8 protein-coding genes are annotated in these 12,832 nt (G+C 63.5%); 4 read left to right on the plus strand and 4 right to left on the minus strand.

Annotated features, from left to right (window positions below; all coding sequences use genetic code 11):
• Positions 1-11 precede the first annotated feature (11 nt).
• The 3 genes from ACJYUO_RS17700 to fdhF all read left to right on the plus strand — a co-directional run bounded on the left by ACJYUO_RS17700 (position 12) and on the right by fdhF (position 6,860).
• Complete coding sequence (locus ACJYUO_RS17700) at positions 12-1,778, plus strand: aldehyde ferredoxin oxidoreductase family protein (RefSeq protein ID WP_494346660.1); 1,767 nt, start codon at positions 12-14, stop codon at positions 1,776-1,778.
• 223 nt (positions 1,779-2,001) lie between these two features.
• Complete coding sequence (locus ACJYUO_RS17705; RefSeq protein ID WP_494346661.1) at positions 2,002-3,528, plus strand: NADH-ubiquinone oxidoreductase-F iron-sulfur binding region domain-containing protein; 1,527 nt, start codon at positions 2,002-2,004, stop codon at positions 3,526-3,528.
• Complete coding sequence (gene fdhF / locus ACJYUO_RS17710) at positions 3,525-6,860, plus strand: formate dehydrogenase subunit alpha (RefSeq protein ID WP_494346662.1); 3,336 nt, start codon at positions 3,525-3,527, stop codon at positions 6,858-6,860. Before ACJYUO_RS17705 ends, fdhF begins: the two co-directional genes overlap by 4 nt.
• A gap of 165 nt (positions 6,861-7,025) precedes the next feature.
• Here fdhF and ACJYUO_RS17715 read toward each other — a convergent pair whose 3' ends face one another.
• Entirely contained in the window at positions 7,026-7,187 is a 162-nt protein-coding gene (locus ACJYUO_RS17715; protein WP_006433187.1) for a hypothetical protein, read from the minus strand.
• A 228-nt stretch (positions 7,188-7,415) separates the two neighbouring features.
• On the minus strand, positions 7,416-7,796 hold the full coding sequence (locus ACJYUO_RS17720; RefSeq protein ID WP_494346663.1) for a Rid family detoxifying hydrolase: 381 nt from the start codon (positions 7,794-7,796) through the stop codon (positions 7,416-7,418).
• A 139-nt stretch (positions 7,797-7,935) separates the two neighbouring features.
• Between ACJYUO_RS17720 and glyA the strand changes: the two genes are divergently transcribed.
• A complete protein-coding gene (glyA, locus tag ACJYUO_RS17725; RefSeq protein WP_494346664.1) occupies positions 7,936-9,186 on the plus strand; it encodes a serine hydroxymethyltransferase in 1,251 nt (416 codons plus the stop codon).
• 474 nt (positions 9,187-9,660) lie between these two features.
• Here glyA and ACJYUO_RS17730 read toward each other — a convergent pair whose 3' ends face one another.
• Complete coding sequence (locus tag ACJYUO_RS17730; RefSeq protein ID WP_494346665.1) at positions 9,661-11,289, minus strand: BCCT family transporter; 1,629 nt, start codon at positions 11,287-11,289, stop codon at positions 9,661-9,663.
• Between the two features lie 278 nt (positions 11,290-11,567).
• Positions 11,568-12,806 carry a threonine ammonia-lyase gene (ilvA, locus tag ACJYUO_RS17735; RefSeq protein WP_494346666.1) on the minus strand — a complete coding sequence of 413 codons (1,239 nt, stop codon included), beginning with the start codon at positions 12,804-12,806 and terminating at the stop codon, positions 11,568-11,570.
• Positions 12,807-12,832 lie beyond the last annotated feature (26 nt).

Raw genomic sequence — 12,832 nt, forward strand, 5'->3', positions numbered from 1 at the left:
ACGTCCAACCAATGCACCTTCGCGCGCCCGACCGACTCCTCCGCGTGGATCTCTCGACGGAGTCGGTAGACCGCGTTTCCGTTCCCGACGAGTGGCGACGACGCTACGTCGGCGGCAAGGGTCTCGGAGCGCGGTACCTGTACGAGGAACTGGACGCCGGTACCGATCCACTCGGGCCGAACAACGTCCTGCTGTTCATGCTCGGCCCGGTCTCGGGGCTCCTTCCGGGAGAGAGTCGCTATGCGGCGATCACGAAGTCCCCGCTGACCGGGGGCTTCCTCGACTCGTACGCTGGCGGGACCTTCCCGGCAGTGCTCGCAGGTGCGTTAGGCGACGCCAGTGGGATCCTCGTCACCGGTCAGGCGTCACAGCCAGTCCGACTCGTCGTGGCTGACGGTGCCGTGGATATCGAGCCAGCCGAGACCTGGGGTGCGGATACCGTCACCACCGACGAGCAGTTCTCCGACGCTGCAGTCGCCTGTGTCGGTCCCGCCGGGGAAAATCAGGTCGCCTACGCGACCATTTCGTCCGACGCCGGCGACCACCACGCCGGTCGGGGCGGCGCGGGCGCCGTAATGGGTGCCAAGCGGCTCAAGGCCGTTGTCGCCCGAGGCGACCCCCCGTCTGGCCTCGAGGAGTTACGCGAGCGGTATGCGGAACGCTATCGCGAATCTGACACCGGAACGTGGCTGCAAGCGAGCGGCACCGTCGAAACGGTCGACTTCGCCAACGAGACCGGCGTTCTCCCGACGCGGGGCTGGCAAGACGGGCAGTTCGAGGGCGCGGACGACATCGGCATCGCCGCCGTCCGCGAACTGGCCCGCGAGCGGGAGTACCCGGACGACGACCCCGGCGGATACCGAGTCGAGACCGACGCGGGCGAGAGCGTCCCCCGCGGTGCGACGGCGATGACGCTCGGCGCGGGCCTGGGCATCGACGATTTCGACGCCGTAGCGGAACTCGGGGCGACGTGTGACCGCCTCGGTATCGATCTGATCAGCGCGGGAAACACCGTCGCGTGGGCCGTCCGTGCCAGCGAAGCGAGCCTACTAGATCACTCGTTCACGTTCGGTAATCCCGACGATGCGCGATCGCTGCTCCGCGACATCGCAACCCGAGAGACGCCGCTCGGCGACGTACTGGCGGAGGGAGTCGACGCGGCGGCCGAGCGGTTCGGCGGCGACGATCTCGTGCCGACGGTCAAGGCGATGGAACTGCCCGCGTACGATCCTCGAGGCGCCGAAAGCATGGCGCTGGCCTATGCCACGAGCGATCGCGGCGCCTGCCACCGGCGAGCGATCCCGATCGAGCGGGAGGTCTTCGAGGACTGGAGTCCCGAGCGGGCCGCCCGCATCGTCGCGACTGAACAGGACCAGCGATCGATTCTCTGGAGCCTGATCGTCGACGACTTCGTCGGCGACGTCTTCGAGGATCTCGGTGTCGAGTGGCTAGACGCCGTGGGATTGGACACCGACGGAGACTTACGGACGATCGGGGAGCGCATCTGGACGCTCACCCGGTTGTTCAACGTTCGCGAGGGCGTCTCTCGAGCGGACGACGAACTACCGCTCGCGCTCCGAACCCCCCTCGAGTCGGGGCCGAACGACGGGCAGTCGGTAGACGAGGATCGTTTCGAGGCGATGCTCGAGGCCTACTACGCGGAGCGCGGGTGGGGTGCCGATGGTCGCCCGGCCCGCGAAACGGCCGATCGTCTCGGGTTGGACGAGGTCGTCGACGACGAGACGCCGCTGGCCGAGCAACCGATAGAACGGCCGTGATCGTCCAACGGCCACTACTCCGTCAGGACGCCGGGCCGTCTCGGCCAGCAGTTGCAGTCGAACCGTCGTTCCCGGAATCGCGCTCGTGGCGACCACCCCCCCGAAAGCCAAAGTATGGCGCTGCCATAGCGTCAGTCGTGGGTTCCGCTCCCAGATAATATAAAAATAATTACAGTAATTTGGTTATGAGATTTTTTATCCCTGCGATTCAACGGTACACCTAATGAAACGGGATACAAATACCGCTTGTCGCTCACCTCTCGTCCGCGTCGCGATCGACCTCGCGACGAACGACGACGACGAACAGGTCGTGACGGCGATGCGAGACGAATCCGAGTCGATACCGGTAGTCCGCACGGGATCGACCGGTGTGACGGGGAGCGAACCGCTCGTCATGACGACGCACGAGGGGCGGACGGCGTTTTTCGTCAAACCGGAGCCGTCGACCGCTCGAGCCCTCGTCGCGACGCTGGAAGACGGCTCTATCCCAGCGGCTGACGCTGATGCGGTCGTCGAACACAGGCCCGAGATGCCGTCGCTCCCGCTCCCGAACACGGGACCGCTCTCGATCGGCCAGCGATCGGTGCTCAGCCGGTGTGGCTGGGCCGATCCGTTCGAGCCCAACGAGTGGCCGATCGTCTCGTCTGATCGAGCCGCCGAGGCGGTAACCGATACCGGACTCCTCGGTCGGGGGCGCGGCGACGCCGCCGCCGATGACCCCGTCGCCGACGTCTGGGAGACCGTCCGAGACGCGGACGGAGACCCGGTCGTGGTTGCCAATGCGAACGAGACACGCGATGAACAGCGAGCGGACGAGGTGCTGCTCGGCGGCGCGCCGATAGCCGTCCTCGACGGGATCGCGGCCGTCGCCGAGTACGTGGGTGCCGACGACGCCGTCGTCTACCTGAACGAGGGGGATCGCCACCTCCATCGCCACCTCCGCGAGGCGATCGATGCAGTCGCCGACGAACTGCCGGTCGTTCCGCAGCTGGTCGCCGGCCCCGACGAGTACCGGGCCGGTGCCCCGACGGCCGCGCTCGAGGCGATGGAAGGTGCCGACCGCATCGAACCGCGCCTCCAGCCGCCGTCACCCGCCACGCACGGTCTCTACGGACGGCCGACGGTCGTTCACACGCCGCGGACGTTCGCACAGGTACGGCGGGCTATTCGCGATCCGGACGCGTTCGGCGCGAACACCGCCGATCCGGGCACCCGGCTGCTCACCGTCGCCGGCGACGTCGCCGATCCGGCGACCATCGAACTCCCGTCGGACAGCAGTCTTTCGGTGGCACGAGACGCCGTCGAACTGATCGGATCGTTCAAGATGGCCTGCGCGGGCGGGATCCTCGGCGGTATCACCCGGGACCTCGACGTCGCCCCGACCGCACAGTCGCTCGCTGCGGCCGGTCTCGGGACCGACGGCGTCGTCGAACTGCTGAACGACGACCGGTGCGTGGTCGCTAACGTCGGCAAGCGCGTCCGATTTGCGTCCACCGAGAACAGCGGCCGCTGTGTGCCTGGCCGCGAAGGAACGACACAACTCACCGAACTCCTGCGAGACGTCTATCAGGGATCGCTCGAGGCCGACGCGATCCGCGAACTGGGTCGCGTGATGGCACGCTCGAGCAACTGCCAGATCGGCGCTCACGCACCCCGTCCCGTGATAACTGCGCTCGACGAGTTCGAATCCGAGTTTCACGCACACGTTGACGGTCGCTGTCCCAGCGGCACCTGTACTGAGAACCTATGAGCACTGACCACACACTTCCGAGCGTTCCCGATATCGAAGACTCGCAACCGAATACGCCGGTCTCCGCTACCTTTGAGACCGGCACCGCGAACGATCCGGCCGTCGGTACCGACGGCGACGACTCGACGACGGTGACGATCAACGGTACCCCGGTGACCGTCCCGCCGGATTCAACCGTTATCGACGCGATGCAGGCCGTCAGCGACGAGATGGTTAGCGTCGACCCCGATGCGGACGGTGTCGAGGACGACGCCGATGTCCCCGCACTCTGCTACTACGACCGCGACGGCGACTGCAGCGGTGAGATCGGACCGCGAAGCGAGTGCCGGACCTGTATGGTCGAGACCGACGAGCACGGTCTCGTTCCCTCGTGTTCGTTCCCGGCCGAAGACGGGCTCTCCGTGCAGACGGATACCCCCGACGCCGAGGAAGCGCGGAGCGTCAACCTCGATCTGGTCCTCTCGAATCACAACCTCCGGTGTACGACCTGCAACGGCAACGGCCGCTGCGAACTGCAGGATACCGCAATCAGCGAGGGCGTCGACCATCCGCGCTATGGCGTCTTCGACGACCGTGACGAGTACGAACCCCTCGACGACAGTTCGTCGTTCATCCAGATCGACCGGAACAAGTGCATCCTCTGTAACCGGTGCGTCGAGGGCTGTAACGACGTGCAGGTCGAAGGCGTGCTCCGCATCGAGGGCCACGGCGAGGACACGCGCATCGGCTTCCAGTCCGACGCCGAGACGATGGCCGACTCCGACTGCGTCTCCTGTGGTCACTGTGCGACCGTCTGTCCGACTGGCGCGTTGACCGAGAAGGATATCGGTGGCGCTGCGACGCTTCCGCTTCCGGGATTCACACAGCGCAACTCCATCGGAACGGTCATGGAACACGAGGCGGCCGAAACGCTCGACGACACGACGGCACCGAATCGCTCGCCCGACCCCGGCGGAGAGAGGCAGGTCGGAGCCAGCCCCAGCGTGAGCCCGGCCGATCGAAGCGGCGTCGCCCGATTCATGGCCCAAAGCAGGCGCCGCGTGTCGGACCTCGCCACGGAGTACGGTCGGAAAGCCATGCTGGCCGGCGAACACACCGCCGAGAACGTCGCCGCCTCGGTACTCCCCGAGGGACGACTGTTCGACGTTGCATCGGCCGTCAGCGACTACCGACTCGGCAAGATCGACACGGAGGAGACGACGTGTGGATTCTGTGCCGTTGGCTGCCGGTTCGAGATGTGGGGCAAAGACGGGGACGCGATCGGCGTCCAACCCGTCGACGATCCCGCTCAAGCGCCCGCCAACAACTTCTCGACCTGCGTGAAAGGGAAGTTCGGACACGAGTTCGCCAACAGCGACGAGCGGATCACGAAACCGCTCGTGCGAACCGACGACGGCGAGTTCGAGACGGCGTCCTGGGACGAGGCGCTCGATCGCGTCGCGAGCGAACTGCGCGGGATCCAGGACGAACACGGCGTCGACGCGGTCGGCTGTCTCGCGTCGTCGAAGGGGAGCAACGAAGAGGCGTATCTCGTCCAGAAGTTCGCCCGACAGGTGCTCGGGACGAAAAACATCGACAACTGTGCGCGGCTCTGTCACTCGACGACGGTGGCGGCGCTGCAACGGACCCTCGGGTACGGTGCCATGACCAACCGTATCAACGAGGATGTCGGCGAGGCCGACGCCTACCTCATCTCCGGGTCGAACACGACGGAGTCGCACCCGGTTCTGGCGACCCGCATCAAGCAAAACGTCCGAGACGGGGCCGACCTGGTCGTCTTCGACCCCCGTGAAGTCGGCATCGCCGAGCATGCAGACCAATACACCCGGACCAAACCCGGGTACGACGTCGCCTGGCTCAACGGGCTTATCCGATATATCGTCGAAAACGATCTCCACGACGAGGCGTTCATCGAGCGCAACACGAAGGGATTCGAGAAAGTCAAAGAGAAGGTACAGGCATTTACACCCGAGAAAGTCGAAGAACTGGCGGGTGTCCCGCCCGAAGAGCTGAAGTCCGCGGCCGAGACGCTCGCCGACGCCGAGACCGTCGTCTTCGGCTGGGCGATGGGGATGACCCAGTCCAGCCACGGCACGCAGAACCTCCTCGCGATGGCCGATCTCGCCCTCACGCTCGGCCAGATCGGCAAACCCGGTGCCGGACTCTCACCGTTCCGGGGACAGAACAACGTACAGGGCGGCGGTGGCGACATGGGGACACTCCCCGGAAGCCTTCCAGGCTATCAGGACCCAGCGGACCCCGAAGTCGCCGAGAAGTTCGAAGACGCATGGGACAAGCGTCCGCCCGAGGAGGCGGGGCTCAAGGTACCCGAAATGCTCTCGGAGGCACACGAAGGGAACCTGCGGGGAATGTACGTCGTCGGGGAAAACCCCGCGCTGTCCGAACCTGACATCCAGCACGCCGAAGAAGCACTCGAGAAATTGGAGTTCCTCGTCGTCCAAGACATCTTCATGACGGAGACGGCGACGCACGCGGACGTGATCTTGCCCGCAGCGACGTCGCCGGAGAAACACGGCACGTTCACCAACACCGAGCGCCGCGTCCAGCGGGTGCGTCCAACTGCGACACCGCCCGGGACGGCGCGCCAAGACTGGGAGATTACGCAGGACCTGGCCAACCGGCTCGGGTGGGACTGGGACTACGACCATCCGCGGGAGGTCATGGACGAGATCAGCGACCTGGTCCCGATCTACGGCGGCGTCAGCTACGACCGCCTCGAGTCGGGCGACGAGCACGGACTCCAGTGGCCCTGCTGGGACGAAGATCACCCCGGCACGCCGTACCTCTACGATTACGAGGACGGGGCGTTCAACTTCGACGACGGCATGGCGCGGTTCGTGCCCGCGGACGGCGGACATCCCGGTGAACTGCCCGACGAAGAATATCCACTCACGCTTACTTCCGGGCGGGTGCTCTACCACTGGCACACCGGCCAGATCACCCGGCGCGTCGAGGGGCTCATGAGCCACGTCGGCGAGAGCTTCGTCGAGATCAACCCGTCGACGGCCGACCAACTCGGCGTCGCCGACGGCGAGTACGTCCGGGTCGAGTCCCGCCGCGGCGACATCGTCGTCAAGGCGACCGTGACCGACCGCATCGGCGAGGGGACGCTGTTCATCCCGATGCACTTCGCTGCCGGTGCGGTCAACAAGCTTACCCAAGAGAACTTCGACCCGCACACCGGAATTCCGGAGTACAAGGTGTCTAGCGTCCGTGTCGAACCGCTCGGATCGGACGCCGACCCGGACGTGCTGCGGGTACCCGACGCCGGAGCCGACAGCGGCCCCAGCACCTCGGCCAGCGACGACTGAGCGTCGGAGTCGTCTCGAGCGCCGACTGTTTCTGTCCGCGTGAACTTCTTGTTTCGGAGCCATCACGGAGTCACTACCCGGTTCGGTCTCTATCGAGTCACACGAGCGGAAACCGAACGCTGTCCAGCGAACCGCGGATACGGAAAACTCAGCCGAATCGACTCATTAGGGCGCGCCGTAGCCGACTTCCTCTCGAAGTTCGTCCCACGATTCGTGGAAGCCGTACGTCGACTCTGACTCTGCACTGATAGTGTTCTGGTACACAGTATCATATTGCAATAACTGGGTCCAGCCGTCGTGGTACCGGTAGCTACAGTACTGACACATGGACGATCATATGCCGCCCGCTGAAAAAGGCGTATCGGTCACCCCGAGCACCGACCGATTGGACCAGCGTCGAGGCGCCGGGTGTCCCTCACTGTCGGAAAACTGCTGGCGCGGCCGTGTGACCGTGTTGTCGACCAGTATGCGAAGTCGGGTTGGATTCCGATCGTGTGACTGTGGCAAACTCCCGTTTCACGCTACGGACGATCGGTCTTTCCTCGTCGACTGCGACTACTCGAGTACGGCGACTGCTTCGATCTCGACCGCTGCCCCCTTGGGAACGCGGCCGACCTCGACGGCGCTTCTTGCAGGCGGCTCTTCGTCGAAGAACTCGCTGTACGCGTGGTTGAACTCGTCGAAGTCATCGATATCGTCGAGGAACACGGTCGTCTTGAGGACGTCGTCCATCGATCCCCCTTCGGACTGGAGAATCGCGGTGACGTTTTCGAGACATTGCCGAGTCTGTTCATCGACCGGCGCGTCGTCGAGGAGCTCGCCATCCGTCGTAAGGGGGAGCTGGCCCGCGGTGAACAGCAGTTCACCGTTGGTCGTTGCCTGACTGTACGCGCCTACGGCTGCCGGAGCATCGTCGGTACTGATTGTACGCTTCATCGACACACGATAGCCGTTCCTGTCTCTTAAAGCCAGGTAGTGTGATGATATCTCACCACATTGTCTCGCATATATTACTCTTTGAGGTTGCAAACCGGCTGCACGCAAGATACTTACCGTCTATAATCGACATCTAGCTATGGCGTTCAAACAGTCACTCGAGCAGATAGATCCGGATACGGCCGAAGCTATCGACCTCGAGCGCGAACGGCAGGAATCGACGCTGGGGATGATCGCCTCCGAGAATCACGTCTCGAAAGCCGTGCTCGAAGCACAAGGGAGCGTCCTCACGAACAAGTACGCCGAGGGATACCCCGGCGGGAGATACTACGGCGGCTGCCAACACGTCGATACCGTCGAAGAACTCGCCATCGAACGCGCGAAGGACCTGTTCGGGGCCGACCACGCCAACGTACAACCCCACAGCGGGACGCAGGCCAACATGGGCGTCTACTTCTCCGTGCTCGAGCCCGGCGACAAGATCCTGTCGCTGTCGCTGTCCCACGGCGGCCACCTCTCTCACGGCCACAACGTCAACTTCTCGGGGCAGCTCTACGACGTCGAACAGTACGAGGTCGACCCCGAGACGGGGTACATCGATTACGACGAACTCGAGAGCCACGCGAGCGAGTTCGACCCGGACATCATCGTGAGTGGTTCCTCGGCGTATCCCCGCGAATTCGAGTACGAACGGATCGGCGATGTCGCGGACGCGGTCGACGCGTACCACCTCGCGGATATCGCTCACGTGACGGGGCTCGTCGCTGCCGGCGTCCACGACTCGCCGGTCGACCATGCGGATTTCGTCACCGGGAGCACACACAAGACGATCCGTGCCGGCCGCGGCGGCATCATCATGTGCGACGAGGAGTTCGCGGACGATATCGACTCGGCAGTGTTCCCCGGCGCACAGGGAGGGCCGCTGATGCACAGCGTGGCCGGCAAGGCTGCGGGCTTCGCGGAAGCGACCACCGACGAGTTCCAGTCCTACGCCATGCAGACCGTCGCGAACGCGAATATCCTCGCCGACGAGTTCATCGACCGCGGACTCTCGCTGGTGAGCGGTGGAACGGACAAGCACCTCATGCTCGTCGACCTCCGTGACTCCCACCCCGACATTACGGGCGAGGAGGCCGAAGAACTCCTGTCCGACGTCGGCATCATCGTCAACAAGAACACCGTACCCGGTGAAACGCGATCGCCGATGGTCACCAGCGGAATCCGCGTCGGGACGCCGGCGCTTACGACCCGCGGATTCGGAGAAAAGGAAATGAAGACCGTCGCCGACCTCATCGTGGACGTCCTCGATAATCCCGAGGACGAGGCGGTTCACGACCGGGCCGCGTCGACGGTCGAACACCTCTGCCAGGAGTTCCCGATCTACGGATAGCCGACAGGGGCTCTCCTCGAGCGATCGAGTACGCACGACTCTTTTTCGGGAACGATCGGGCAGTCACGCCGGCGGACCCGTGTGTGAGACGGTCCGGACGGGTCGACGACTCCGTGATTGCAGCGTGCGCTCGAAGTTCTATCGTGTACTTGCGGTTCGAACGCCTGCCGCCTCGAGCGGCGGATACTCTCACCGAACTGCGCGCCGCTCTCTACCACTCTGTCGGCCGGGACAGCGCGTCTCTCTACGATGCAAAGAAACGCGGTGAACTATGACCCACAGCGAGGACGGGTCACTATGGACAAGCAGCAGACGGAGAGCCGGGGCTACGGCTGCTGCACTTCCCTTTCACTGCGAGGACGATCGAGTCTCTATCAGCCGATCGTTCCGCTCGATGTGACCGCTCTCGTCGTCAGGTAGTGTCTCCGTGAGGTCTGTTTCGACCGTTTGGATCCCAGCGCCGTCGAATAGCGATCAATCGTCGTCTGCCCCTTCGGCTGACATGTCGTCCGGAGCGTCGAATTTCGTGGACGAGCCCGACATGGTATCCGAGTGACGGCTGTCGAAGAAGATGGGTCGTATATCCCGGCAGGTGTAGATGATCGCGACGACCGCGAGGAGCGTAATGATGGCGAACGGCCCGCCGGTGATAATCGACGCCGCCTGGAGCGCGTTGACACCGCCGACGACCATTAGCAGGGATGCCAGCGCTCCGACCAGTCCGCCCCAGATCACGCGATTGACCGTCGACGGCTCGAGTTCGCCGCCGGTCGTGAGCATCCCTAGTGCCAGCGTCGAGGAGTCCGCCGACGTAACGAAGAACGTCGTGATCAACAGCAAGAACAGGAGGTTCAGTATGCCACCGAGGGGGAGCGCCTCGAACAGCGGATAGCCGGAGCCGGCGACGCCGTACTCGGAGATAACGCCGAGGATATCCGCCGCGTTGGTCGATTGGAACTTGATCGCAGTACTCCCCATAATGCCGAACCATGGGATCGTTATCGCCGTCGACGCCAGGACGCCGGTGGCGACGACCTGCCGGATCGTCCGACCGCGCGAAACGCGGGCGATAAACAGGCCGACGAACGGCGTCCAGGAGAACCACCACGCCCAGTAGAAGACGGTCCAGCTACCGACCCAGCTCGCGCCGTTGCCCGCGTTCAGGAAGAAACTCATCGCGACGAACTGATTGATATACTGCCCGAGCGCTTCCGTCGTGACCGTCATGATGTACACTGACGGCCCCAGTACGAACGCCAGCAGCATGACGAGCATGAACAGCCCCATATTGAACTGGGAGACCCGACGGATCCCCTTCTCGATACCCAACGTTACGGACAGCGTAAATGCGATCGTCAGGCCGGTGATCGCCAGCACCGTCCCAGCGTCACCGACCGATACCCCGGTGGTGTACTCGATGCCGGTCAGGAATTGGCTCCCGACGAACCCCAGCGTCGTCGCGATCCCGCCGAGGGTGGCAAACACTGCGAGGATATCGACCAGTTTCGCCCAGACGCTGTCTAGGTTGTCGACGCCCAAGAACGGAGCGAGTACCGTCGAGATACGCATGGGCGCGTCGTGCCGGTACGTATAGAACGCGATGGGAAGTGACATGATGGCGTACGCGGCCCACGCGGAGAGTCCCCAGTGGAAGAACGTGTACTGGACAGCACCGACCGCTGCGTCGGCCGTCTGTGACTCGGCACCGACGAACGGCGGGACCGTATCGTAGTGGAAGATCGCTTCTGCCGGCCCCCAGAAGACGATTCCTGCCGCGATCCCGGCTGAGTACAACATCGAAAAGTACGACAGGAAGCTGTACTCTGGCTCCTCGTCGGGCTTGCCGAGTTTGATGTTCCCCCACGGACCGAACACCAGAAACAACGCGAACACCACGATGAAGAACATCGCGAGGATGTACACCCAGCCGACGTTTTGCCACAGGAACGAGTTCACATTGTTGACAGCCTCGGCGGCTCTGTCCGGTGTCAGCGCGAACGCGACGACTGCTATCAACGCTGTGAGGAACCCGACGAGAAACACGGGACCGTCGAGTTCGTCCGTGAACCGAGCGAACCGACCGTTTGGCTTAGAATCGACCATATACAGTCACCACTGTTTGCCTCGATTACGTGTTGTCCGTCCCGATACGAATCCATCAGATCTCGCGACGTTGTTTGCTCGTGTATTCTCGTTTCGCGGTCTACCCGCTCGCGCGGTACCCTTGTCTCGTGATAGCATTGGGGTCTCTCCCATCTGCTAAAATCTCGTAGTGGCGTATAAACCCCTGGTAGTGACTGTCACTGAACACATTGTGACAATACATCAGAAGGAATCCACTCCTTTCCGGAGCGATGCTTCCACTACGTATAATTTTATTTTTACGTCTGGTTGATGTCTTCGACGGTGTATCCTTCTGATTCGATCGCCCGGATGATCGACTCGGCGTGTTCGGCACCGCTCGTTTCGATCCGAAAGACGAGATAGGAATCACCAACGCTGAGATTCTCCACCGCCCGGTCATGGCGGACATCGTGAATGTTCGCGCCGTGGTTTGCGATAATTCCGGAGATATCTTCCATCTTTCCCGGGGCGTCGTTGATCCGGACGCGCAACCGAAGGATCTGCTTTCGGTCGGTGAGCGCGTGGATGAGCACCGTCTGAAGCATTGTCATGTCGAGGTTCCCGCCACAGAGTAGCGGCATGACCGTTTCTCCCCGAACGTCGAGTTCGGGGCTCAGCACTGCTGCGACGGACGCCGCCGCAGCGCCTTCAACGACCTGCTTGGCGCGCTCGAGCAGTAGCAAGATCGCTTTTGCGATCTCCGTGTCGGAGACGGTCACGATCTCGTCGACGTGGGCGTCGATGAGATCGAGCGTCAAGTCAGAGATGCCACCGGTCGCGATCCCGTCAGCGATCGTGTCGACTTCGTCGAGTGTGACCGGCATTCCCTTGTCTAGGCTCTCGTGGACCGTCGACGCGCCCTCCGCCTGTACGCCGACGATCCGCGTGTCGGGCGACCGGTGAGCGAAGGCAGTCGAGATCCCGCTGATGAGTCCGCCGCCGCCGATCGGGACGACGACGGTGTCCAGGTCCGGGCAGTCCTCGTCCATCTCGATCCCGAGTGTCCCTTGCCCGGCGACGATGTGCGGATCGTCGTACGCGTGGACGAACTCCGCGTCGCCGCCTTCGGCTTCGGACTGGGCGTACGACATCGCGTCCTGGAAGTCTTGACCGACGAGTTCGACGGACCCACCGTAGCCGCGGGTCGCGTCGATCTTCGCCTGCGGGGCAGTCTTCGGCATGACGATGGTCGACTCCGCGCCACACTCCGTCGCCGCCAGCGCGACGCCCTGTGCGTGGTTTCCGGCGCTGGCTGCGACGAACTCATCGACACCCTCCTCGACAGACCGAGATATCTTGTTGTAGGCACCTCTCGTCTTGAACGACCCGGTCCACTGGAGGTGTTCCATCTTCAGGTACACTTCGCCGCCAACCATCTCGCCAAGGGACGTACTCTGTTCGACCGGCGTGCGCTTGACGACCGTATCGTCGTCCAACCGGTCGTGTGCTTCCTGAATATCCTCGTATCGTACCTGCCGTTCGCGTGATTCGCTCATGGTGTAGAGTCTATCGACATCGTTCG

It is taken from the genome of Natrinema sp. CRL1, from assembly GCF_059162405.1.

Bases quoted from the DNA above. Each gene is read 5' to 3' on its own strand.
- ACJYUO_RS17700 (WP_494346660.1), top strand. From the start codon at position 12: ATGCACCTTCGCGCGCCCGACCGACTCCTCCGCGTGGATCTCTCGACG.
- ACJYUO_RS17705 (WP_494346661.1), top strand. From the start codon at position 2,002: ATGAAACGGGATACAAATACCGCTTGTCGCTCACCTCTCGTCCGCGTC.
- fdhF (WP_494346662.1), top strand. From the start codon at position 3,525: ATGAGCACTGACCACACACTTCCGAGCGTTCCCGATATCGAAGACTCG.
- ACJYUO_RS17715 (WP_006433187.1), bottom strand. From the start codon at position 7,187: ATGTGTCAGTACTGTAGCTACCGGTACCACGACGGCTGGACCCAGTTA.
- ACJYUO_RS17720 (WP_494346663.1), bottom strand. From the start codon at position 7,796: ATGAAGCGTACAATCAGTACCGACGATGCTCCGGCAGCCGTAGGCGCG.
- glyA (WP_494346664.1), top strand. From the start codon at position 7,936: ATGGCGTTCAAACAGTCACTCGAGCAGATAGATCCGGATACGGCCGAA.
- ACJYUO_RS17730 (WP_494346665.1), bottom strand. From the start codon at position 11,289: ATGGTCGATTCTAAGCCAAACGGTCGGTTCGCTCGGTTCACGGACGAA.
- ilvA (WP_494346666.1), bottom strand. From the start codon at position 12,806: ATGAGCGAATCACGCGAACGGCAGGTACGATACGAGGATATTCAGGAA.